Source organism: bacterium (assembly GCA_035380285.1).
In the GTDB taxonomy this organism is placed as follows: Bacteria; Auribacterota; Erginobacteria; order Erginobacterales; family DAOSXE01; genus DAOSXE01.
In genome coordinates this window covers 1-22,192 of sequence record DAOSXE010000009.1, presented here as the reverse complement: position 1 = coordinate 22,192, position 22,192 = coordinate 1, and the positions used below count along the sequence as shown (strand labels likewise).

Annotated in this window: 19 protein-coding genes; 10 read left to right on the top strand and 9 right to left on the bottom strand. The window is 64.8% G+C overall.

Going from position 1 to position 22,192, the window contains the following annotated elements; genetic code table 11:
• Positions 1-11 precede the first annotated feature (11 nt).
• From PLZ73_04690 to PLZ73_04675, 4 genes are all read right to left on the bottom strand, one after another.
• Positions 12-1,160, bottom strand: coding sequence for a peptidylprolyl isomerase (locus tag PLZ73_04690; protein HOO77168.1), 1,149 nt, complete (start codon positions 1,158-1,160; stop codon positions 12-14).
• A 150-nt stretch (positions 1,161-1,310) separates the two neighbouring features.
• Positions 1,311-2,324: a metallophosphoesterase gene (locus PLZ73_04685; protein ID HOO77167.1), complete on the bottom strand. Its 1,014-nt coding sequence runs from the start codon at positions 2,322-2,324 to the stop codon at positions 1,311-1,313.
• 212 nt (positions 2,325-2,536) lie between these two features.
• Entirely contained in the window at positions 2,537-3,181 is a 645-nt protein-coding gene (locus PLZ73_04680; protein ID HOO77166.1) for a hypothetical protein, read from the bottom strand.
• On the bottom strand, positions 3,178-3,609 hold the full coding sequence (locus PLZ73_04675) for an ATP-binding protein (protein HOO77165.1): 432 nt from the start codon (positions 3,607-3,609) through the stop codon (positions 3,178-3,180). Before PLZ73_04675 ends, PLZ73_04680 begins: the two co-directional genes overlap by 4 nt.
• A 164-nt stretch (positions 3,610-3,773) precedes the next feature.
• Between PLZ73_04675 and PLZ73_04670 the strand changes: the two genes are divergently transcribed.
• From PLZ73_04670 to PLZ73_04655, 4 genes are read left to right on the top strand one after another with little or no spacing between them, the layout of a single operon-like run.
• Positions 3,774-4,931, top strand: coding sequence for a glycosyltransferase family 1 protein (locus tag PLZ73_04670; protein ID HOO77164.1), 1,158 nt, complete (start codon positions 3,774-3,776; stop codon positions 4,929-4,931).
• Positions 4,921-6,090 carry a glycosyltransferase family 1 protein gene (locus tag PLZ73_04665; protein ID HOO77163.1) on the top strand — a complete coding sequence of 390 codons (1,170 nt, stop codon included), beginning with the start codon at positions 4,921-4,923 and terminating at the stop codon, positions 6,088-6,090. The genes PLZ73_04670 and PLZ73_04665 overlap by 11 nt, the downstream gene beginning before the upstream one ends.
• Positions 6,087-7,211 (top strand): glycosyltransferase, encoded by a 1,125-nt coding sequence (locus PLZ73_04660; GenBank protein ID HOO77162.1) that lies wholly within the window; start codon positions 6,087-6,089, stop codon positions 7,209-7,211. Before PLZ73_04665 ends, PLZ73_04660 begins: the two co-directional genes overlap by 4 nt.
• The gene (locus tag PLZ73_04655; protein ID HOO77161.1) at positions 7,192-8,643 is read left to right on the top strand and encodes an undecaprenyl-phosphate glucose phosphotransferase; all 1,452 of its coding nucleotides are present in this window, start codon (positions 7,192-7,194) and stop codon (positions 8,641-8,643) included. The genes PLZ73_04660 and PLZ73_04655 overlap by 20 nt, the downstream gene beginning before the upstream one ends.
• 14 nt (positions 8,644-8,657) lie before the next feature.
• On the opposite strand, the gene PLZ73_04650 is transcribed toward PLZ73_04655, so the two are convergent.
• Entirely contained in the window at positions 8,658-9,410 is a 753-nt protein-coding gene (locus PLZ73_04650; protein HOO77160.1) for a L,D-transpeptidase family protein, read from the bottom strand.
• 183 nt (positions 9,411-9,593) lie between these two features.
• Here PLZ73_04650 and PLZ73_04645 point away from each other — a divergent pair, with 183 nt between their 5' ends.
• The 4 genes from PLZ73_04645 (at position 9,594) to PLZ73_04630 (ending at position 15,772) form a co-directional block, all read left to right on the top strand.
• A complete protein-coding gene (locus PLZ73_04645; protein HOO77159.1) occupies positions 9,594-10,166 on the top strand; it encodes a DUF308 domain-containing protein in 573 nt (190 codons plus the stop codon).
• A gap of 174 nt (positions 10,167-10,340) precedes the next feature.
• Positions 10,341-13,088 carry a carbohydrate binding domain-containing protein gene (locus PLZ73_04640; protein ID HOO77158.1) on the top strand — a complete coding sequence of 916 codons (2,748 nt, stop codon included), beginning with the start codon at positions 10,341-10,343 and terminating at the stop codon, positions 13,086-13,088.
• 99 nt (positions 13,089-13,187) lie between these two features.
• Positions 13,188-14,903 carry a 2-oxoacid:acceptor oxidoreductase subunit alpha gene (locus PLZ73_04635; GenBank protein HOO77157.1) on the top strand — a complete coding sequence of 572 codons (1,716 nt, stop codon included), beginning with the start codon at positions 13,188-13,190 and terminating at the stop codon, positions 14,901-14,903.
• Positions 14,900-15,772 carry a thiamine pyrophosphate-dependent enzyme gene (locus PLZ73_04630; GenBank protein HOO77156.1) on the top strand — a complete coding sequence of 291 codons (873 nt, stop codon included), beginning with the start codon at positions 14,900-14,902 and terminating at the stop codon, positions 15,770-15,772. Before PLZ73_04635 ends, PLZ73_04630 begins: the two co-directional genes overlap by 4 nt.
• Positions 15,773-16,143: 371 nt before the next feature.
• Here the strand turns inward: PLZ73_04630 and PLZ73_04625 are convergent, their stop codons facing one another.
• The 4 genes from PLZ73_04625 to PLZ73_04610 form a co-directional block, all read right to left on the bottom strand.
• Positions 16,144-17,319, bottom strand: a complete 1,176-nt coding sequence (locus PLZ73_04625; GenBank protein HOO77155.1) for an MFS transporter — start codon at positions 17,317-17,319, stop codon at positions 16,144-16,146.
• 168 nt (positions 17,320-17,487) lie between these two features.
• The gene (locus PLZ73_04620; protein ID HOO77154.1) at positions 17,488-17,757 is read right to left on the bottom strand and encodes a hypothetical protein; all 270 of its coding nucleotides are present in this window, start codon (positions 17,755-17,757) and stop codon (positions 17,488-17,490) included.
• Positions 17,758-17,795: 38 nt separating this feature from the next.
• On the bottom strand, positions 17,796-18,932 hold the full coding sequence (locus PLZ73_04615) for a metallophosphoesterase (GenBank protein HOO77153.1): 1,137 nt from the start codon (positions 18,930-18,932) through the stop codon (positions 17,796-17,798).
• A gap of 42 nt (positions 18,933-18,974) precedes the next feature.
• On the bottom strand, positions 18,975-19,313 hold the full coding sequence (locus PLZ73_04610) for a NifB/NifX family molybdenum-iron cluster-binding protein (protein HOO77152.1): 339 nt from the start codon (positions 19,311-19,313) through the stop codon (positions 18,975-18,977).
• 432 nt (positions 19,314-19,745) lie between these two features.
• Between PLZ73_04610 and PLZ73_04605 the strand changes: the two genes are divergently transcribed.
• Both PLZ73_04605 and PLZ73_04600 read left to right on the top strand, forming a co-directional pair.
• Positions 19,746-20,414, top strand: coding sequence for a hypothetical protein (locus tag PLZ73_04605; GenBank protein ID HOO77151.1), 669 nt, complete (start codon positions 19,746-19,748; stop codon positions 20,412-20,414).
• Positions 20,398-22,192, top strand: a 1,795-nt coding sequence (locus PLZ73_04600) for a metallophosphoesterase (protein ID HOO77150.1), incomplete at its 3' end; no start/stop codon positions are given. The genes PLZ73_04605 and PLZ73_04600, both read left to right, overlap by 17 nt.

The following is a 22,192-nucleotide window of genomic DNA, read 5'->3' as shown; positions in this document are numbered from 1 at the left end:
GCCGGGCGGATTTAAGGCTGAGGCTGCGGTGCCGGAGGAAGGGAGGTCTGAGGTTCCTGCTCCGGGGGAATATCCTCGGCCCGGGGAGCGGGAGCGGGTTCGGGCGGCTTCGGGGCCCGAGGCTCGAATCCGGGGGTATAGACGATCTCGGCGGTTCCCTGAAGTTCGTCCATCTTTTTAACCAGCGCTTCCTGGAGCTTGCGCAGGGTCAGATTGTCGGAGAGGCGGTCCTGAACTTCTTCCAGAGTCAGGGTACCCTCGGGAGTATGGTCCTCCACCAGGATCAGGTGGTAACCGAAGGGGGTTTCGACCACCTGGCTCACTACCCCGGTATCCAGGGAGAAAGCGGCTTCCTCGAAAGCCGGGACCATCTGTCCCTTGGTCACCGTCTCACCCAGCATCCCTCCCGCGGCCGCGCTGGGACATTCGCTGTATTGGCGGGCCAGGGCCGAGAAATCGGCGTCGGCCGCCTCGGCCTGGGCGCGGATCTCGGCGGCCAGGGTCGCGGCTTCTTCCTTGGTCCGGGTCGCGGCCGAGCCCTGAGCGCCTTGGTAGCCGATCAGGATATGACGGACCGCGATCGATTCCGGTTCGGCGAACTGATCGGGATTTTCCCGGTAGAAGGTTGCGACTTCTTCCTCGGTGGCGTCGGCCACGCCCAGGTACTTCTTCAATTTCAAGGCCTGCCGGATATTGTCCTGGATGGTTTCGTCGGCGATTCCCCGGGCCCGGGCTTGTGTCAGCACTTCCGGGGGAAGAGTATCGAATTCGGCGGCGATCTCTTCGTCGCTGACGGCGATATCCGTCCCGGCCAGGGCGTTTTCGAGGAGAATCTGGCCGACCCGGTTCTGGATGGCCTGCCCGACCAGGAGCGGCCGCAACCCCTGCATCTGGCCGGGGGCGACTCCGTTCTGGGCCGCGGCTTGAGCCAGCATCATATCCAGGGCGGCGTTGATTTCGCCGGCGGTGACCGGCGTCTGATCGACCGTAACCAGAACGGTTTCGGGAGCCAGGCCCGCCAGGGGATTGGACGGCCCCTGTTGGCCGCCGGCCATGGAGCCGGGAAGGGCGACCGTGGAGTCGTCCTCCCCGTCGCCGCCGCAACCGGCCAGGGCCACGGCCAGGACCGATGCTAACGTCAGGGAAAGTAATTTTTTCATGCGTACACTCCTCGCAGTGCGACGGGATTCCCCCGCCGTTGGTTGTTCAAGCTCGAGCAGTATGACATCGGCGTCGAACCATAGTCAAAGTCTTTTCCGGGTCTTTGGCCTCGGATACGATATCTATGACCGCCGGGGGTGCGGAAACGTTCAACCCCCGGCGTTTCCCCTGCCGGTTGCCGGCCCCCAGGGCGCCTCCCCGGCGCCGTTTTTCCCCGGCCTCCGCCGGTTCCGGCCGCCCAGGGTCGGGCGGCGCTGCGGGAGCGGCCCTTCGTAGCTCTTCCTCTCCTCCACCTCCGCTTCCGTCAGACTCCCCTTGCGGACCACCAACCCGTCGAAAGGCTTTCCGGTCAGATCGCGGGCCAGAACCTCGATCCGGTCGCCGTAGACGTCGGCGGTGCAGAAGTGATGGAGCATGGCCGTCCAGCGGCGGAAGGGGTTGGGCAGTTGTTCGGGCTTGGAGAGGGTATCGCCCCCTCCTCCGGTGATGATGTAGGGGATGCCGTCTTTATGGAACCGCTCGTAGTTGTGGATGTGCCCCGTGAAAACCAGGTCGACTCCGGCGGCTTCGAGCAGGGGCATGATCGTGTTTCTGGTTTTGAGCGCCCCTCCCGGCCAGGGCCAGGAAGAGGAATAGGGGGGTTCGTGGAAAAAAGCCACCTTCCATTTTCGCCGGGTCCGGGCCAGGGCGCGTTCCAGCCATTCCAGTTGGTCCGATCCGTTTTTCAACCCCAGGTTGGTGTCCAGACCGAAAAACGCCACCGGGCCGACCAATTTCCGAAACCAGGGTTTCTTCCCCGGAGGCCGCAGCAGGTCGTAATAACGGGGACTGTTCCGATCGTGGTTGCCCTGGACTCCCAGAAAAATCGTGTTCGCCAGAAGCTCGGCGGCGGGTCGGGCGAACTGCTCGTCCCATTGCGGTTCCTGGCGCCCGTCCTGGACGTAGTCGCCGACGTGCAGGACCACCGTCGCATTGGATCGGGCGATATTTTCGGCGATACGCCGGTGGATAGGCACCCCGCGCTGGTTGTCTCCATAGACGGCGAAGCGGAAGACGAACCCGTCATCGTCGGAGAGTGCCAGTTCTTCGGCCGCCACCGGGGGCAGGGGGAGGTCCCAGGCCTTGGGGCGGCGGGGAGGAGGCGGGGGCAGGGGAACATTCATCCGCGGATTCAGGAAACCATGAAGGTATTGACCAGATAGATAGAAACCGCGGTTACGACGATGAATCCGATGATGATCGCCCAGAGGGCCGCTTCCGGGATATGCATGATGCCTCTCTTTCCGTATCGACGCTCCTTCGGAGACTTCGGCTATATTTACCACAACCGGACGCCGCCGCCAAGCGAAATGCCGCCGGCGTCCCGCGGGCTTCGTCAAAAAAACCAGAAGCCGGAATCGGCTTCTTCATCCAATTGCCGTCGGCACCCGCTGAGTTGCCGGGCATAGGTCGCGGCCCGCTTGCGCACCTTGAGCGCGACCTGGAGAAGCCAGGTCTTGTTCCGGTAGGTTCTCCGGTTGAAGCCGGTATGGCCTTCGTGGTACGCCAGATAGAGGTGGTAGGCGTCTCTCTTCGATATGCCGCAGAGCCGGGAGCTCTGGTCGCAGTACCATCCCAGGAAGTCCATGGTATCGCCGAAGTCGTCCCGCTCCGCCCACCGCTTTCCGGTTTTGAGCATATAAAGATCCCAGGTTTCGTCCAGTGCCTGGGCGTAGCCGTAGGCCGAAGAAGGCCGCGGTCCGGGGATAAACCCCAAGATCCAGGTCCGGGGGGGGCGGGCGTCGTCCCGGAAACTGGATTCCTGGTAGACGATCGCCATCATCACCGGGATGGAAACCCCCCATCTCCTCTCGGCGTCCCGGGCGGCTTCGTACCAGTCGGGGTACTCGGCGAAGATGGAGCAGATGTTCCCGCAATCGGACGGGGGCGAGGCGCAGCCCGCGGCGACGGCCAGGAGGCCCAGCAGGAAGAGTGAGCCCAGGGAGATATCTTTCCGCGCTCGGGGCCGTTTCGGCCTCATCTGCACGGGGGGAGCTTGCTCATGGTCAGTTCGTTGATCCCGTCCGGCCGCCGCCGGTACCGGAGATCCCCCATCATCTGTTTCATCAGGAATATCCCCAGCCCTCCGATCGGACGGTGTTCCAGGTCCTGGTCCAGGCGGGGAGAGGGGATCGAGGTGGGATCGAAGGGCTTGCCCCGGTCCCGGAGAACGACGGAGAAACCTCCCGCCTCGTCGTACCGGCAGACGGCTTCCAGGGGCCCCGGCACGCCCGCCGGATAGGCGTAATTGATGATGTTGGTGCAGGCTTCGTCCACGGCCAGGTGGATCTCGTCCAGGGCCTCGCGGGGCAGGCCGCATTCGGCGGCGAACCCGATGATGGAATCGACCACCGTTTCCAGCTGGCTCAAACTGGCTTCGGCTCGGATGTGCTTTTCCCGCGGGGGCATGGGAAACCCTCCGTGTCATTTGCCGTCCCGATCACGTATAATGAACCGCGGTTCCCCGGGGGGTCAAGGTCAAAGGCGGCTCGCCGGTCGCGGATGGGACACATGGTACACCAAGACGTCGGGACAACCGGCGTACGGGTGGCGGGCGGCAACGGATGGGGGCGATGAAAATAGCCGTGGACGTTCAGAGTCTGGTCGGGGTTTTGAGCGGGGTGGGGTACTATACCCGCGGCCTGATGGAAGGGCTGGCCCGTCTCGCCCCCCCCGAGAAGATCGTTCCCTACTGTTTTCGGGGTTCGGTTCCTCCCGACCTCCCCGCCCCGGTCTATGCCCGGATGGCCCCGGTTCAGGGGCGGCTGCCGGCCCGGTGGCTGCGCTGGAGCTGGAAGACGGTGGGTTTCCCCCCCGTCAACTGGCTGCTTCCCGGGTTCGACCTCTTTCACTTCCCCGACTTCATCATTCGCCCTACCGGCGGAGTCCCCGCCGTCAGCACCGTGTACGACCTGACCTTCCGCCGCCATCCCGAGTTCGTCGAGCCGAGGAACCGCCGCTACCTGGAGAGAAAACTTCCGGCCAGTCTCCTCGATTCGAGCCGGGTGATCGTCATTTCGGAGTTCACGCGCAGGGAACTGCTGGCCTGTTACCCTCTGGCCCCCGGCCGGGTGCGGGTGGTTCCGGGAGGCGTGGACGAACTTTTCCGGAAACCGGTGCTGGCGGACGAACTGGCCCGGGTGCGCTTCCGTTACGGTCTTCCCGAAAAGTATGTCCTGACCGTGGGCACCCTGGAACCGCGCAAGAACCTTCCCGGTCTTCTCCAGGCCTGGAAAATCCTGGCTGCCCGCCCCGCCGTCGCCGGGTGCAAGCTGGTCGTGGCCGGGATGGACGGCTGGTTGACCGGGGGCCTGGAGGAAGCCCTGGCCGATCCGGCTCTGGGGCGGGGCGTCGTCCGCACCGGCTACGTCGCGCGCCTGGACCTCCCCGCCCTCTACCGGGGAGCCCGGGTTCTCGTCTTCCCGTCCTTTTACGAAGGCCAGGGCTTCCCCCCCCTCGAAGCCCAGGCCGCCGGGACGCCGGTGGCCGCTTCCCGCACCGGTGCTCTTCCCGAGATGCTCGGGGACTCCGCGGCCTGGTTCGACCCCGCTTCCCCGGAGGAGATGGCCGCCGTCCTCGAACGCCTGCTTTCCGACGAAGGGGAGCGGGAGAGACTAGTGCTCGCCGGCACCGCCAACTCGCTGCGGTTCACCTGGGAGGAAGCGGCCCGCAAAACTCTGGAGGTTTATCGCGAGGCCCTGGGCTCGAAGGGAGGCGGCGATGAAGGCTAAGAGCGCCTCGCCGCCCCGGATCTGCATCGATGCCCGGTGGATCTTCTCCCGGATGTCGGGGATCGGGCGCGTTACCGAGAAACTGATCGGACACCTGGGAGAGGTCGAGGGCGACGAGGAATACCTGCTGATTTTCAACGACCGCTCGCTGAAAGAGCGCTACGCCGCCCGCTGGGCGGACCGCCCGCGCCTGCGCTGCCGGCTGGTTCCCTGGGGGATTTACGACCCCAGATCCCAACTCGGCTTGCCCCGGTGGCTGGGGAAGGAAGGAGCGGACCTCTATCATTCCACCAATTATTTCATCCCCCTGGCCCCCTCTCCGGTTCCGATGATCGCCACCGTTCACGATCTCATACCCCTGCGTTTCCCCTACTTCACCCCCCGCGCCCTGAAGACGCGTTTCAATTTCGTTTTCCGGTGGGTGCTGCGCCGCTGCGTGCGCCGGGCGGCCCGCATCGTCGCCGTTTCCGAAACCACCGCCGCCGATATCAGGGCCTTCCTCGGGGTCGAGGCCGCCCGAATCGAGGTGATCCATAACGGGATCGATCCCGCGTACCGGCCGCTTCCCCGGCCGGAAGCGGCAGCTCTCCTTCCCCCGGGAGTGGATGCGTCCGAGCCGTTCGTTCTCTACGTCGGCCGTTTCGATCCCTATAAGAACGTCGCCGGGCTGGTCCGGGAGTTCGCCTCTTTCTCCGCCGCCGCGGCGACGGCCCGCCTGGTCTTGGCCGGCCATCCCGATCCGCGTTACCCCGAGGCCATCGACGAGATTTCTCGGCAGGGGCTCGCCGGGCGCGTTACGGTCGTGGACGGAGCCGACGAAGCCCAGCTGATCGCTCTCTACAACCTGGCTCGAGTGGTGGCGCTCCCTTCTCTCTACGAAGGGTTCGGACTCCCCCCCCTGGAGGCGATGGCCTGCGGCACCCCGGTAATCGTTTCCGACCGCGGCTCCCTGCCCGAAGTGGTCGGAAGCGCCGGAATGGTGGTCGACCCCGGTACCGCCGGGGCCCTGGCCGGGGCTTTGCGGCGGGTCTGGGACGAACCCGCGCTTCGGGAAGAGCTGTCGGCCCGGGGCCGGCGCCGCGCCGCCGAATTTTCGTGGGCGGCGACGGCGCGGAGCACTCGGGAAATGTATCGGGCCCTTTTGGAGGGCGGGCGGTGAACGTGGCCCTGGTTCATGATTGGCTCAACGGGATGCGGGGGGGAGAGAAGGTGCTCGAAGTTTTCTGCGAACTCTTCCCCTCCGCCGACATCTTCACCCTTTTTTACCGGCCCGAGCGTGTTTCCGAACGGATCCGGGGGATGAACGTCCGCGTTTCTTTTCTTCAAAAATTCCCGGGCTCGGCGAACCGCTACCGGAGCTATCTTCCCCTCTTCCCCCGGGCGGTCGAAAGCTTCGACCTTTCCGGTTACGACCTGGTCGTCAGCACCAGCCACGCCGTGGCCAAGGGGGCGCGCCGCCGCCGGGGCTCCTTCCATTTCTGTTACTGCTTCACCCCCATGCGCTACGCCTGGTTCTTCTCCGAGGATTATTTCGGGAAGAACCGGTTGAAGCAGGCGGTTCTGAGCCCGTTCCTGGGATACCTGCGCCGCTGGGACCGGGCTTCTTCCCCCCGTGTCGACCGGTTCGTGGCCATCTCCCGGACGGTGGCCGATCGGATCTACCGGGCCTACGGCCGCCAAGCCGACGTGATTTTTCCCCCGGTGGATGCCGATTTCTATGCGCCCGGCGGCCGGTCCGGCAGTTATTTTCTCATAGTTTCGGCCCTGGTCCCTTACAAGCGGGTGGAAACGGCGGTGGCCGTCTTCAACCGCCTGGGTTTGCCCTTGAAGGTGGCGGGAAGCGGTCCCCTGGAACATCGTCTCCGGCGCCTGGCCGGTCCCGGGGTCGAGGTTATGGGCTGGCTCCCCGACGAGGAGATCCGGGAACTCTACCGAGGCTGTCGGGCGCTGATCTTTCCAGGGCTGGAAGATTTTGGTATCGTTCCCCTGGAAGCTCAGGCCTGCGGCCGCCCGGTAATCGGACTGGGCCGGGGCGGATTGACCGAAACCACGATTCCCTGGGGAGATCCCGGAGAGGAGGCACCGACCGGAATATTCTATACCCGGCCGTCGGAGGAGGACCTGGAGAAGGCCGTCAGGGATTTTCTGGAACACGAGGGCGACTTCGATCCCGTCCGGATACGAAGCCACGCGCTGAAATTCGATCGGTCGATCTTTCGCGGCCGTATCGCCGCCGAACTGAAGGAATATCTGCCGAACCATGAGCGAAAACGGGAATAGGCTTAAAGCTCAACGCCGGTTGACGGCCTTTTTTACGGTCTCCGCCCTGGCCGTGGACGGTCTGATCCTCATGGCCAGCACGCTGCTTGCCTACTGGATCGGCTTCCATTCCGTCCTGGGAGCGGTCTTCCCGGTAACCAAGGGCGTGCCTCCTCTGAACGAGTACCTGGAGGCGCTCCTGGTGGTCATCCCGCTGTTCTGGCTGGTTTTTAAATGGTTCGGCCTTTATCACCAACGCACATATTTCTCTTCCAGTTGGCACTTTTTCACCATTACCAAGGCCGTGACCGTGGCCGTTTTCAGCCTGATGGCCCTGACCTTCCTCTATCGGGAAGACTTCTCCTACTCCCGGCGCTTGGTCGGTTTCTTCTGGGCGCTCTCGATCTTCGGACTCACCCTGGCCCGGCGTGGCCTGGACTTGGCCGAATTGAAGTGTTGGAGACGGAACCGTCAGCCGCGCCGGGTGCTCCTGCTGGGAGAGGGGCCGGTCGCCCGCCGGCTTTTCGAGAATTTCCGCCGCAACCCCCGCTGGGGAGCGGAAGTGGCGGGGCTGGCTTGGATCAAGGCGCCGCCGGATCCGGAGGAGTTTCCCCCGGGAATGGTCCTGGGCGGCCTCGACGACCTGGACGCCGTGCTCGAAGCCACCCGGCCCGACGAATTGATCATCACCAGCCTCGAGCTTCCCCACGAACTGCTGTTGGACGCGATCGTGCGCTGCGAGAAACAACTGATCTCGGTCCGCCTGGTCCCCGACGTCTTCGCCATCATGACCAGCCGGGTGGAAGTGGTGAACCTGGACGGGGTTCCTCTCCTGGGATTGCGCCCGACTCCGCTCAACCGGGGCTGGAACCGGTTTCGCAAACGCTGCTTCGACCTGGCCGGGTCCGCCGTGGGCCTCATCCTGGTCTCCCCGGTGGTCCTGGCCTGCGGGGCCTTGATCAAGCTCACCTCGCGGGGACCGGTCTTCTACCGCCAGGAACGGATGGGGGAGAACGGCAAGATTTTCACCATCTACAAGCTCCGGACCATGCCCGCAGACGCAGAGGACCGCACCGGCCCGGTGCTTCCCGCCAACGACGACCCCCGGGCCACGCCCCTGGGCCGCCTGCTGCGCCGCTTGAGCCTGGACGAACTCCCCCAGTTATGGAACGTCTTCCGCGGGGATATGAGCCTGGTCGGGCCCCGCCCGGAGCGACCGGTCTTCGTCGAACGCTTCAAGGAGAGCATCCCCCGCTACATGTCCAGGCACCTGGTCAAGTCGGGGTTGACCGGCTGGGCGCAGGTCAACGGCTTGCGGGGCGACACCTCGATCCGAACCCGGGTCGAGTACGACATGTATTACCTGGAAAACTGGTCGCTCTTCTTCGACATCAAGATCCTGCTCCTCACCCTCTTTTCCCGCAAGGTCCACCAGCTCACCCGCGGCCGTTAAGGCCGCCCCGCCGGTCAGGGCCGGATGACGACGGGGGAGCCGATGATGAGGAAATCGTAGAGTTCCTCTTCCTGGGGGTGGAGGAGGCGGACGCATCCGAACGAGGCCGCTTCCCCGATCTCCTCGGCTTTGCGGCTCCCGTGAATACCGTAGGCTCCCGGCGGGGCCTTGAATTCGATCCAGCGGGTTCCCAAGGGGTAGTCGGGATCGTCGGCGGTGACGATCACCCGATTGTAGGGGTCGGTCCAGGCGGGGTTGACCAGTTTTTTAAGAACGACGAACTCTCCCTCGGGCGTGCTGTCGTTCTTGCCGATCGTGACCGGATAGGTCCTGATCAGGGTCTCGTTCCGGTACAGGCGCAGCGTCCGCGCTCCCTTGTCCACCTCGACCCGGAATGGTCCGGACACGACGGTGATGGTCTGTCCGGCCCGGATCCGGTCGGGATCCGCCAGGTCGTTGATCCGCGCCAACAGGCCCACGCCTACGTCGTAACGGGAGGCGATGGCGCTGAGCGTGTCGCCGCGCTCGACGGTGTAGGGCCGGCCCAGGGCCCGGATCTCCTCCCAATCGAGATCCAGCGCCGCCGGCGTGGGGAGGGGAAGGGGCTCGGCTTCCACGCCGGGTTCCAGTTCCCCGGTGTCGATGATGATGACGTCGGCCGGTTCGCTCCCGGCGGGAACGGCTTCGCCCGCGGGGCGCGTGCTCTGACATCCCCCGAGGACGAACGCCGCGCCGGCCAACAGCAGAAGTGCGGTGCGTGCGGTCATGGTTCGATCCTTTCTCCAGGTTGAGTGTTCGCGACGGCATCATACCCCAACCCCCGTCCGGGAGCGCAAGAAAATCCTCGAACGCCGGACGGCGGCGCTTGACCTCGGCGACGCGGACGGCTAAACTGCTATTGAAGTTTGTTCGCCCCGGGTTACGGGGCGAAACCAACAGGGAGGTGCGCGATGTCGGCGTTGTCGATGGCGGATACCCCGGTAAGGTTTACCGTGGGTGAATTGGCTCGGAACTGGTGGGTCCTGGTGCTGCGGGGAATTTTGGCCGTGATTTTGGGGATCTTCGCCCTGGTCTGGCCGGGTGCCACCCTCTGGGTCCTGGTGATTATCTTCGGAGCCTTTGTCTTGGCCGAGGGACTCGCCCTGCTGATCTCGCTGCGCCACCTTCCCGCCGCCGCCCGGGGCGGGGCCGCGGTTCAGGGGATAGCGGACATTCTCATCGGGATCGTCGCCCTCTTCTGGCCGGGAGCGGCCGTGGTGGGGATCGCCATTCTCCTGGTCGTCTGGATGCTGGTGGCGGGAGTGACCCAGCTCTCCAACGCCTTCAACATGCCGCCGGGCATGGACGGCCGGGGGGTCATGGGGTTCACCGGGGTCGTTTTTCTCTTCTTCGCCCTGATCGTCATCTTCCATCCCCTTTCCGGGGTGGTGGCCCTGGCCTGGCTGTTCGGGATTCTGGCGCTGCTGGCCGGGATCTCGATGCTGTTCCTCGGGTTCCGCCTCAAGGGGCTGGAAACCCGCTGATTTCCGGCCTGAATCCGGCGTTTTCGGGGCCCCGGAGGGGGGCGCTACCCCTTCGGGGCCCCGGCCATTCCGTGTTTAATTCTTTTCGGGAGCTTTTCCTTGGCTTTGCCCGGGCCCGGTGATATTCTATATTGTTTTGGAATGTTGTTAACTCCTAACCCATGGGGAGGAACCATGAGACGTTCAGCAGCGATCTTGCTGGCCGCGGTGGCCGCGGCGGTCTGGTGCGGGGCCGGGTGGTCGATCAGCTTCGAGTCCTCGGACCTGCGCGTCAACTCCAACGGGGGGACGGTCGCATCCAGCGAATTCGGCCTGGTCTCCCTGGCCACCGACGCGGTCGTGGCCGCCTGGATCGACTACCGGGACGGGTACGATTCCGTCTACTGCAACTACTCCACCGACAACGGGGCCAGCTGGCTGGGGACGGACGTCAAGCTCAGCTCCGTCACCTCAGACGAGCTGAAACTGGTCACCGACGGAACTTACGCCTACTTCGGCTGGGCCGAGGACCACTGGGCCGAGGGGCGCCGCGGCGATATCGCTTTTCAGCGCCTCGACCCCATGACCGGCACCTTCAGCGCCCTCACCTACCTCGACAACGGCAGTGCCGCCGCCAACGATTCCTACAGCCTCTCCCTGGCCGCCTCGCCCACCGGCGAGGTCTATGCCGCCTTTCAGAACTTTTATGACATGGTCTTCCGCTTTTCCGACGACGACGGCCTGACCTGGAAGCCGCTCGTGACCATGACCACCAACTTCAAAGAGTACCCGGGCGTCACCGTCGACGCCAACGACGACCCCATCTACTGGTACGGCGATAAAAATTTTCAGCCTCCTGCCACCTTCGTCGTGATCAAGGGCAACTATAACGCCGGGTCGGTGACCTGGAGCGAACCCGCCACCGTGGTCACCATCGCCCAGCGGCAGAAGGTGATCGCCGACGACGCCAACGCCTACGCTTTCTGGTGGGCCAACACCGACCAGGGCGGCCGCGAATACGGGATCTACACCACCCGCAGCGACGACGGCGGGGAGACATTCCCCTACTCCGACACCATGCTCTCCGGAGGCGGTTACGTGGACAAGGCCACCTACCAGGTCGGCGACGACGACGGCGGCAACGTCTACGCCCTCTGGGCCGAGGACAACCGCCTGCGCTTCGCCAAGTCGGACGACGTCGGGGAAACCTGGTCGGTCCAGACCCTGGTCACCTACTCCTGCGGCTATCCCAAGATGCTGGTCGACACCACCGGCAGCCTTTTCAGCGTCTACGAGGACACCGCCAACTATACCGAGGGCACGGAGATCATCGACACCCTGGTCTGCCGCTACAGCGCCGATTCCGGGTCCAGCTGGTCCGCCGACCTCCGCGTGGACGGGAAAGGCACCACCCCCGACGGCGACCAGCGCAACGAGTCCATCTCCCTCGACGCCGGGGCCGGGTACTTCTACGTGGTTTGGCGCGAGTACCGCGCCGGCGACGGCGGGAACAACATCTACTTCAACCGCGCCTCCCTCGACGCCACCCCCACTCCTTCCCCCACCCCCGAGGGCTACAAGACCCCGTCCGCGACTCCCTCGGTCCCTCCGACCGCGACTCCGAGCCCGTCCCCCCTCACCACCCCGGTGCAGCCCACGCCCGTGGGGGGCAACCTTCTCGATAACGGAGATTTCGAATCCTGGACCCAGGACACCTATGGGACCTACTACCCCGATGAGTGGACGGTGGAGTGGGGAGTGGATGTCGGCCGCGAGAGCGGGATCGTTCATTCCGGCAACTACTCCGCCAGTTTCGACAACTACACCACACCCGGTACCTTCGGGCGTGGAGTCTACCAGAGCTGGATCGGCCCGATCGAGCCGGGCGAGACCTACACCTTCGCGGTCTGGGTTTACTCCGCTTCTCCCGGGATGATGGGAATCGGCGGCCGCTGGTACAGCCAGACCGGCTACTACACCTACTGGACCGAAAACGTCTACTCCACCACGTCCGGCCAGTGGGAGCTGATCCAGGTCACCCAGACCGCTATCGCCGGCACCGCCAACGCCCGGGTCGACATCGAGGCCAAGAACCCGTCGCTGGCCCTGGCCGGTTACGCCGACGACGCCGTCTTCTACAAGGGGTCGGCCATGACCACTCCGACCCCCGTTCCGACTCCGGTCACCGGCGGCGGCGCGGTCATCGGCGACTACACGGGCGACGGCACCGCCGATATCGCGGTCTACCGTCCGTCCAACGGACTGTGGCTGATCCGTCAGAGCACCCGTTCCTACTACGGCAGCTCCACCGATCTCCCGGTACCGCAGGACTATGACGGCGACGGCGCCTGGGACGTGGCCATCTTCCGGCCCTCGCAGGGCAAGTGGCTGGTCCGCAACGGGCTCACCGCCTACTTCGGGGCCGCCACCGACACCGTGGTCCCCGGAGACTACAACGGCGACGGGACCGCGGACATCGCCATCTTCCGGCCCTCGCAGGGCAAGTGGATGGTGCGCAACGGCCAGACCGCCTACTTCGGGTCCTCCAGCGACGAAGTCGTCCCCGAGGACTACAACGGCGACGGGACCGCGGACATCGCCGTCTTCCGGCCCTCGCAGGGTAAGTGGCTGGTCCGCAACGGTCTTACCGCCTACTTCGGGGCCGCCACCGACACCGTGGTCCCCGGAGACTACAACGGCGACGGGACCGCGGACATAGCCGTCTTCCGGTCCTCGCAGGGCAAGTGGCTGGTCCGCAACGGTCTCACCGCCTACTTCGGTGCCGCCACCGACATCCCGGTGGGCGCCGATTATAACGGCGACGGGACCGCGGACATCGCCGTCTTCCGGCCTTCGCAGGGCAAGTGGATGGTGCGCAACGGTCTCACCGCCTATTACGGCGCGTCCACCGACGACCAGGTCACCAACCCCTATCCCTACTGAGAGCCGGTCCGGTTCGAACAGAAGGGGCGCCGGCCGCGAGGCCGGCGCCCCCCGTTCCGTGGAGGGGGCGCTTCGGCGTCCCGGGGAGGTAAGAGGATAATGCCGTCTCGGCCCGACGATGTTTCCCTGGCCATCTGCGGCCAGGCGGGGCAGGGGATCAAAACCGTGGAAAGCCTGCTCCTCTCCCTGTTCAAAGGGGGCGGCAACCACGTTTTTTCTTCACGGGAGTACATGTCCCGGATCCGGGGAGGAATGAACACGACCTCGATCCGGGTCTCGTCCCGCCCGGTCCGGGCCTACTCGGAACGGGTGGACGTGGCTCTCGTGCTGCACCGGGGCGGCGCCGCGCACCTGGGCGAGCGCCTCACCGCGCGCTCGCTGGTCGTCGGCGAAGCCGACGATCTGCCCGAGAAGGAGTCGGGCCGCGGAATTTTTCTGGCCGTCCCCTGGCGGGAAATGGCCCGCGAGATCGGCGCCGAGCACTACGTGAACTCGATCGCCGCCGGGGTCCTGGCCGGTGTTCTGAGAGCTGAGCGCTCCTCGGCGGGGGAGGCCGTGGAGGCGTACTTCGCCGGGAAAGGCGCCGAGGTGGCGGCCGGCAACCGGACGGCCTTCGACCGCGGGTACGCTATCGGGGAACGGTTCCGGGCCGAGCGCGGTGAGGATGTCCCCTCCCTGCCCGGCACGGGCCGCCCCGGGGAACTGCTTCTGGCCGGGACCGAGGCCGTCGCCCTGGGAGCGATGGCGGGGGGCTGCGATTTCCTTTCGTTCTACCCGATGTCGCCTTCGACCGGGGTGGGCGTGTTCATCGCCGGCCACGCCGACGGTTTCGGGATCGAGGTCGAGCAGGCGGAAGACGAAATTTCCGCCGTCAATATGTCCCTGGGCGCCTGGTTCGCCGGGGCCCGCGCCCTGGTCACCACCTCGGGCGGGGGCTTCGCCCTGATGGCGGAGGGGCTGAGCCTGGCCGGGGCGATCGAATCCCCGGCGGTGATCCACCTGGCCCAGCGCCCCGGGCCCGCCACCGGCCTTCCCACCCGGACCGAACAGGGCGACCTGCTCTTCGCCCTCTTCGCCGGTCACGGCGAATTCCCCCGGATACTGCTCGCCCCCGGGTCGCTGGAGGAGGCCTTCAGTCTCTCCCGGGAAGCCTTCAATCTGGCCGACCGTTTCCAGGTGCCGGTCGTCGTTCTCACCGACCAATATCTGCTCGATTCGCACTACGATCTCGCCCCCTTCGATCTCGAAGGCTTTTCCGTCGAAAAAGCGCTGGTCGAGTCTTCGCCGGAGTACCGCCGCTACGCCTTCACCGACACCGGAATTTCGCCTCGGGGCGTTCCCGGGTTCGGGGACGGTCTGGTCTGCGCGGACAGCGACGAGCACGATCAGAGCGGCCACATCACCGAATCCATGGTCGTTCGCACCGCCATGGTCGACAAGCGGCTGAAAAAGGCCGCGGCGATCGAAAAAGCCGTTCCCGCCCCCGAATTCTTCGGCGACGAGGATTACCGTCTTCTTGTGTTGGGATGGGGGTCGACCCGCGAAGCCCTGATCGAATCTCTGGAGGGACTGAAGGGAGAAGGAGTGGGGTATCTGCATTTTTCCTGGATTCATCCGCTCTGGCCGGACCTGGGCGACTGGATGAAACGCGCGCGCCGGACGGTGGCGGTCGAGAACAACGCCACCGGCCAGTTCGCCCGCCTGATTCGGATGACCACGGGTCAGGAGGTTGCGGGATCCGTCCGCAAATACGACGGGTTGCCGTTCTCGGTGGAAGAACTCTCAGCGGCAGTCAAAAGGGAGCTTTCCCGATGAGCGCCGACCGGTTCGAGATGGCCGGCCTGGACATCGCCTGGTGCCCCGGGTGCGGCAACTTCGGCATTTTGAAGATGCTGACCCGGGCTTTAACCGAGCTCGGGATCGAGCCCCGGCATCTGGTCATGGTCTCGGGCATCGGCCAGGCGGCCAAGATTCCCCAGTACCTGCGCTGTCATTATTTCAACGGGCTCCACGGCCGCGCGCTTCCCCCCGCCACCGCCATCAAGGCCGCCAACCCCGGTCTGACCGTGATCGCCGCAAGCGGGGACGGCTGCACCTACGGCGAAGGGGGAAACCATTTCATCCATGCCATCCGCCGCAACCCCGACATCGCCCACCTGGTCCATAACAACATGGTATACGGCCTGACCAAGGGGCAGGCCTCGCCCACCAGCGCACCGGGGTTTCGGACCCCGGTCCAGGTCCACGGGGTGTACGAGGAGCCCCTCAACCCCGTGGCGCTGGCCGTCGCCCTCAACGCGTCTTTCGTGGCGCGCGCCTTCATCGGCGACCCCGACGGCACCCGCGAGATCGTGAAACGGGCCATAACCCACCGGGGGTACGCCCTGGTCGATATCCTCCAGCCGTGCGTTTCCTACAACGATCTCAACACCTATGCCTGGTTCCGGGAGCATACCTACCCCCTGGGTGCCGACCACGATCCTTCCGATCAGGAAGCGGCCTTCCGTCGCGCCCTCGAGACCGAGAAGCTTCCCCTGGGCGTTTTTTACGTCAACCCCGCTCATCCCCAGCCTTTCGACGAGGAGGTCCGCCGCTTCCAGCCGGAAAAGAAAGCCCCGCTCTACCTCCGTAATCTCGACAGCGCCAAGCTTCGCGACCTCATCTCCTCCGTCGGCCGCCGCTGAGCCGCCCCCCCCCGGGATTCCGATTTTTTTCACATGTAGGCATGTAGCTACTGTAGGGGGGGGGAAGAGAGGGTTCAGGGTTCGGGGTTCAGGACGTGACGGCCTTTGGTCCCCCATATAAATCTTTCCCCATCAGAGTTAATCAGAGTAATCAGGTGCGATAAGGGTTCAGGGTTCGGGGTTCAGGGGGATTACTCTATGCCCTATGCTCTTTGCCGCCATCCATGCTACATATGACAATGTGCTCCATGCTCTATGCCCTTTGCTTTGCACGGGTGCAGAAATCTCCGGGGGCTTCTATGCTCCATGCTTCCCCCCCTGAACCCCGAACCCTGAACCCTGAACCCTCTCTTTCCCACTTTCCCCCCAGCTCAGACCCCGGCGAAGATTTCGTGCCGGAACCGCCTCAGGGCGGCGAAGCACAGAAGGATGACGGCCCCGCTCATCCACAGCGGCGCATCATAGCCCCAGGCGGCTCCCACCGGCCCGAAAATCAGGGAGGAAACGGTCTGTCCGGCCAGGAGGGCGAACGTAAGCACGCCGTAGTTGCCGCTGAGCCGGTCGACGTGGAACACCTTCGAGGCCCAGAAGAAGATGAGGACCATGATCAGTCCGTCCCCGATCTCATGGGCGACGCGGAAGGCCAGGCTCAGCCCCGGGGGAGGGAAGATCATCAGGATCTGGGCGGCGCCGGAAAGGACGAACCCCCACCCCATCAAACCGCGGATCGAGAGCAGCCGGTCCGAATATCTGCCCCCCAGGAACGAGGCCCCGGCCAGCGCGGCCAGGGCCGTGCCCATATAGAGTCCGGTCGCTTTCAGATCGTAGCCGAACCGTTCGCGTAGGAACGGGGTGTAGGAAGTGACTTCGGCCCCCCAATGAAAGGCGAAAAAAAAGAGGATAACGATAAAGATCCGTTTGCCCCGTTCGGAAGTATCGCTCCGGTAGGTGGAGATCGGGCTTCTGACCTCCCGGCTGCGCCCGAGCCGCAGGGAGAGCAGGGCCAGGGCCACGCAGCCGGCGGCCGAAGCCCGGAAGACCGCCTGAAAGCGGAAAGTCTCCAGAAGCCAGCCCCCGGCGACGACGGCGACGGCGAAGACCAGGGTGGTGACGGAGCTGTAGATCCCGAAGTGTCCGCCCCGTTTCTCCGGCCGCGCGCTTTTCAACACCAGGCTCTCCAGCGAGACCTGGGTGATGCTGGCGCCCAGTCCCCCGAGAAGGAAAATGAGAATCAGGGTCCACCCTTCGCCCGCCCAACCCAGGCCCAGGTAAAAGACGGTCAGACCGACGAAGCCGGCCATAACCAGCCGGCGCGATTCCATCCGGTCGTTGAAAACACCGAAGGGCATCGCCAGCAGGAGGGTGGTGAGGGCGAAGAGCGACATCAGCGCTCCGATTTCCCACCCGGTCCGTCCATGTTCGATCAGGAACAGGGGCAGGAAAAAGAAGGTAAGCCGATAGACCAGAGCGCGACCGGCTGCGATTCCGGCCGGCCAGGGCAGCGTATTGGTGTCCCCGGGATCGTTCCGGGCGGCGTGGGCGTTCATTCCAACTTCCGAGTTATGAGCCTGGCTTCAGCATGAATGAGAAACATTAACCACAGAGGCTACAGATGGAGGGGAACGCAAAGAGCATAGGGCATAGAGCATATTCCCGTCATTGCGAGCGGAGCGAAGCGATCTCCTTATACTTGGACTGATCAAGAGATCGATTCGTCACCTTCGGCTCCTCGCAATGACCTTTCTCCGAACCTGAACCCCGAACCCTGAACCCTGAACCCTGAACCCTGAACCCTCTCCCCCCCTCTGTGGCCTGTGGTTCAACTCCCTTCCTGAACCCTGAACCCTCACTCTCCCCCTTTCATGCCCTTCATGGTCGAAAAAGCATAGAGCATGGAGCATAGTGCATAGAGTAAAACAAATCCTGAATCCTCTTGTGCCTTTTGTGGCTAACCCTCTTCCCTTTATGCCCTTCATGTTCTTCATGGCGATCGTTTCCTGAATCCGGAACTCCCCCATCGGAGTTAATCAGAGTAATCAGGTGTAGAAGTCTCCAGGCCCGCATCCGCTCGATGCAGGACGACGATCGAAACTTCGCCCGGTTGCCAGAGCCGCATGCGCGGCCCCCAGGTGCCGGCTCCCCGGCTGACGATGATCTGCATGGATCCGACCCGATAGTGCCCGGCCAGCCAGGGATGCCGGGTTTTGACCAGCAGACTCCAGGGCCAGATCTGCCCCCCGTGCGTGTGCCCGGAGAGCATCAGGTCCACGCCGGCCCCGGCCGCGGCCTCAGCCGGCGCCGGCGAGTGGGAGAGCAGGATGGCGACTCCCTCCGGTTTTCCTCCCAGGGCTTGGACAAGACGTTCGTCGTTTTCCTCTCCTTCCCGCTCCCGCCGATAGTCGATACCGGCCAGAACCAGGCCGGGGAGCGGTTCGGTATGGGTATTGAAGAGTTGGTTGAAACCGGCCCCGTCCAGAATCTCCCGGGTGACGGTTTCCCGGCCGTAGGATTCGTGGTTGCCGGGAACCGACCAGACCCCCAGCGGTGCGGCAAGGCCCCGGAGGACCGGGATCAGCTCTTCCGGATCGTTTCCGTAGCCTTCGAGGATATCGCCGAGAAGCAGGATCGCGTCGGGTCGTTCCCGTTCGACCCGGTTCACCAGCGCTTTCATCCAATCCGCACCCAGGATGGTTCCCAGGTGGGTGTCGGCGATCGCCGCCAACTTGATCCCTTCCAGTTCCGGGGAAAGGCCGGGCAGCCGGATATGGTAGGTGACGATTTCCGGCGGGCGCAGACCCTGGACGAGTGCCAGGACGGAGAGCGCCCCCCCCGCCAGGAGAGCCGCGCCGCGCCATCTCGGCGCCGTCCGGGGAAAGAAGAAGCCGAAACCGGTCAACAGGTCCGCCGCCAGCACGCAGACGAACGTGATGAAGAGAACCCCCAGCCAGATCATGCCCGCCACTTCCACCCCCGTCGCCGCGGCGCTCCGGCTTCCGTGGCTGACGAAGCGCGCCAGGTAGAAGAGTATCCAGAGTCCCGCGCCGATGGCGGCCAGCGGCCCCGGCGGCAAGAAGCGCCTGACGCGAGGAACCGAGGAGATGCGCCAGAAGACGTAGAACTCCATCACCGTAACCGCGACCAGGAGGACCGTTCCGAACATAAGCCGGGTTCTTATCCCGGGCGCCGTCCGTGGTACGACGGATCAGGCCCGGAGTTCCGCCGGGGGCAGCTTCCCGGCCGCGAGCTTTTCCACCACGCTGCCGACGGTACCCGCGCCTCGGTAGACGGCGATGCCGCTTTCGCGCAGCACCCCGGCGGCGTTAGGGCCCACGGAGCCCGTGATCAGGGCTTCGGCTCCCTGCTCGACCACGTACTTGGCGGCCTGGATCCCGGCGCCGCCGGCCGCCCCGGCCGATTCGTTGCCGCGGGCATCCACCGCCAGGGACCCGCTGTCGATAAAGAGAAAGTACCGGCAGCGGCCGAAGCGAGGATCCACGAAACTCTCCAGGGTGGTTCCCTGGGCCGTAACCGCGATTTTCATGGGTTTGCTCTCCTTGGTTCCGTTATGTAAATCCTCCTGCGCCGTCTTCGGCCTGTCAAATCAAAACTCCCACCCGCCCCCAAAACCGGGGGATTAACCACAGACACAGAGAGGGGGAAGAGAGGGTTCAGGGAGGATTTACCATGAAGGACATGAAGAGCATGAAGGGAAGAGGGTTAGCCACAAAAGGCACAAGAGGGCACAAGCGGATTTGCTCTATGCACTATGCTCCATGCTCTTTGCGTTCCTCCCCATCTGTGGACTCATTGGGGGGCAAGGCGGAGGGCTACTGAATACTGTATTCTGAATTCCCTGAACCCTGAACCCCGAACCCTGAACCCTGAAAACATCCCCCGAACGCTCTCCTCCGGGGCCGTTAGGTGTTATATTTATACAAGATGTCGATCGATCCCATCTTCGCCGGGAGGAACAATGAAAACACCGCGGCCGTGGTTGCAGTTCTGTATGTTCTGGCTGGCGACGGCCACGGTTTCCGGGTCCGTGCTTGGGGACGAAGCGCCGGACGAGGTATCCGCCGCCGCCCGCGCGGGTCTGCGGCCGTTTCTTGAGAGCATCCCCGCCGCGGACCGGGCAGCATACGGATTCGCTCCCGTCGACGATTTAGCCCAAGCCGGGCTGGGAGAGCCTTTCCGGCTCTACAGCATGGCGCCCCGCGATCTGCTGAACGCCGGTCCGGACGTTACGGTCTCGTCGCTCATCCGCCCCGCCGGAAGCTGGTTCTTCCCGGTCGAGGTCGGGGGCGAGCCCAGGGCCGTGCTGACGGTGGCCGAGATGAACGGAGCCTGGACCGCGGTCGGGATCGGCAAAGCCGCCCTGGCCCGGGAATGGAGCGAAATCGGGCGGCACTGGGCCCCACGGGGGTACCGTCCCCGGCTGGTGGCCGTCTACCAGGCGGCGGCTTACTTCTTCACGCTCCCCGGGCTCGACGACTACAATTTTACGCCCCTGAGTTTCGAGGGCCGGGGTTTCGCTCCGGGGCTCAAGAGCGGACCGGGCTATCCCGAACTCGCGGAACTTTCCCAGGTCATGGCCGGTCTCAAGCCCGTCGTCGCCGAGAATCTGAATGCGCCGGGACGTTAAAAGGCAATCCCCCGGGCCGGATCGGACCCGGTTCCGCCTGTCTTCATTGCTGGCCCTATCGGTCTTTCTGTGGGCCGCCTTTTGCGGACAAGGAGCGGTCCTGTCGGTTCCGGAAACGTTCCAGGAGCACAGCCAATGGTGCTGGGCGGGAACGTCGCAGCCCATACTCGTATATTACGGCCAAGAACCGACCCAGTGCGAGATCGCCAATTGGGCCTGGACCCGGGCCGATTGCTGCGGGAACCCGACGTTTAATTGGGACAACGTCGACTGTAATTACTGGAATTACCTGTACGGAACCTCGGGGAGCCTGCAGGCCATCCTCGCCCACTGGGGGGTGGCCAGCGCCGCCACCGCCGCCGAGCTCTCCCAGGCCACCGTGACCGCGGAGATCGCGGCCGGCCGTCCTTTCGTCATGCGCTGGGGCTGGGTCGGGGGAGGGGGGCATTTCCTGGCCGGACGGGGAATCGAGGGCGACAACGTCTACTACATGGACCCCTGGCCCGGGAACGGCTACGAAACCGCCGCCTACGATTGGGTGGTCAGCGCCGCCGGCGACCATGATTGGACTCACAGCCTGCGGCTTACCACGGACCCCCCGCCGTCTCCGTCGCCCGTCGCCGGCTGTACGCCGTCGCCCTCTCCTTCATCCCCGCCATCGCCCGCCCCGACTCGTTCTTCCACCGCCACCCCGACCGTCTCCCCGTCTCCCACCGCGTCTCCTGCGCCCTCGCCTTCCGTGCCGCCGTCTCCTTCTCCCAGCGTTCCGCCGTCTCCGTCGCCTTCGACCACGGGTTCCACGACCCCGTCCCCCGGCCCGACCCCGTCATCGTCGCCTCCGCCCTCGCCCAGTCCGACGACCTCGCCTTCGCCGGCGCCCGTGGTCAGGTTCGCCGTCATCGGCGACTACGGCGAAGCTTGCGGAAATCTCGGGCCCGAACACGAGGAAGACGTGGCCGACCTGGTTAAAAGCTGGGACCCGGACTTCATCATCACCCTGGGAGACAACAATTACCCGGTGGGATCGGCCTTCACCATCGATAGCAATATCGGCCAGTTCTACTCCGATTACATCTATCCCTACACCGGGAGCTGGTTTTCTTCGGCCACCCAGAACCGTTTCTGGCCGGTGATGGGGAACCACGACTGGTACACCTACCCGCCGGCGCCCTATTACGACTACTTCGCTCTGCCCGGCAACGAGCGCTACTACGACCTGGTCGACTCTCGGAACATAATCCGGTTGTTCGCCCTCGACAGCGACACCAACGAACCGGATGGAACCTCGGCCGGGTCGACGCAGGGAATCTGGCTGCAAAACGGGCTTGCCGCCTCGACCGCGGTCTGGAATATCGTTTATCTGCACCACTGCCCGTATTCTTCCTCTTCCTCCTACGCTCCCGGCGTCGCCTACATGCGCTGGCCGTTCGCCGCCTGGGGGGCCGATGCCGTCCTGGCCGGCCACGCCCATCACTACGAACGTCTCAGCGTCGACGGGATCCCCTACTTCGTCAATGGCGCGGGCGGCGGCGACCTCTATTCGTTCACCACTCCCCAGCCGATCAGTCAAGTCCGCTACAACGCCGACTGGGGCGCCCAATGGATCGAAGCCGCATCCGATCACATCACCTTCAGGTTCTTCAACACCGCCGGGGACGAAATCGATTCCTACACCCTCTACCCCCCGCCCCCCACGGCCACGCCCACCCCGTCGGCGCCCCCCACCGCCACGCCCAGTTCCACCCCGCCGCCGACCGCCACCCCTTCGCCCACGGCCA

What these genes read in the sequence shown, in the direction of transcription:
- PLZ73_04680 (HOO77166.1), bottom strand. Translation starts at nt 3,181, where the DNA reads ATGAGGCCGAAACGGCCCCGAGCGCGGAAAGATATCTCCCTGGGCTCA.
- PLZ73_04605 (HOO77151.1), top strand. Translation starts at nt 19,746, where the DNA reads ATGAAAACACCGCGGCCGTGGTTGCAGTTCTGTATGTTCTGGCTGGCG.
- PLZ73_04630 (HOO77156.1), top strand. Translation starts at nt 14,900, where the DNA reads ATGAGCGCCGACCGGTTCGAGATGGCCGGCCTGGACATCGCCTGGTGC.
- PLZ73_04620 (HOO77154.1), bottom strand. Translation starts at nt 17,757, where the DNA reads ATGAAGAACATGAAGGGCATAAAGGGAAGAGGGTTAGCCACAAAAGGC.
- PLZ73_04610 (HOO77152.1), bottom strand. Translation starts at nt 19,313, where the DNA reads ATGAAAATCGCGGTTACGGCCCAGGGAACCACCCTGGAGAGTTTCGTG.
- PLZ73_04665 (HOO77163.1), top strand. Translation starts at nt 4,921, where the DNA reads ATGAAGGCTAAGAGCGCCTCGCCGCCCCGGATCTGCATCGATGCCCGG.
- PLZ73_04685 (HOO77167.1), bottom strand. Translation starts at nt 2,324, where the DNA reads ATGAATGTTCCCCTGCCCCCGCCTCCTCCCCGCCGCCCCAAGGCCTGG.
- PLZ73_04640 (HOO77158.1), top strand. Translation starts at nt 10,341, where the DNA reads ATGAGACGTTCAGCAGCGATCTTGCTGGCCGCGGTGGCCGCGGCGGTC.
- PLZ73_04690 (HOO77168.1), bottom strand. Translation starts at nt 1,160, where the DNA reads ATGAAAAAATTACTTTCCCTGACGTTAGCATCGGTCCTGGCCGTGGCC.
- PLZ73_04655 (HOO77161.1), top strand. Translation starts at nt 7,192, where the DNA reads ATGAGCGAAAACGGGAATAGGCTTAAAGCTCAACGCCGGTTGACGGCC.
- PLZ73_04675 (HOO77165.1), bottom strand. Translation starts at nt 3,609, where the DNA reads ATGCCCCCGCGGGAAAAGCACATCCGAGCCGAAGCCAGTTTGAGCCAG.
- PLZ73_04670 (HOO77164.1), top strand. Translation starts at nt 3,774, where the DNA reads ATGAAAATAGCCGTGGACGTTCAGAGTCTGGTCGGGGTTTTGAGCGGG.
- PLZ73_04615 (HOO77153.1), bottom strand. Translation starts at nt 18,932, where the DNA reads ATGTTCGGAACGGTCCTCCTGGTCGCGGTTACGGTGATGGAGTTCTAC.
- PLZ73_04635 (HOO77157.1), top strand. Translation starts at nt 13,188, where the DNA reads ATGCCGTCTCGGCCCGACGATGTTTCCCTGGCCATCTGCGGCCAGGCG.
- PLZ73_04625 (HOO77155.1), bottom strand. Translation starts at nt 17,319, where the DNA reads ATGAACGCCCACGCCGCCCGGAACGATCCCGGGGACACCAATACGCTG.
- PLZ73_04650 (HOO77160.1), bottom strand. Translation starts at nt 9,410, where the DNA reads ATGACCGCACGCACCGCACTTCTGCTGTTGGCCGGCGCGGCGTTCGTC.
- PLZ73_04645 (HOO77159.1), top strand. Translation starts at nt 9,594, where the DNA reads ATGTCGGCGTTGTCGATGGCGGATACCCCGGTAAGGTTTACCGTGGGT.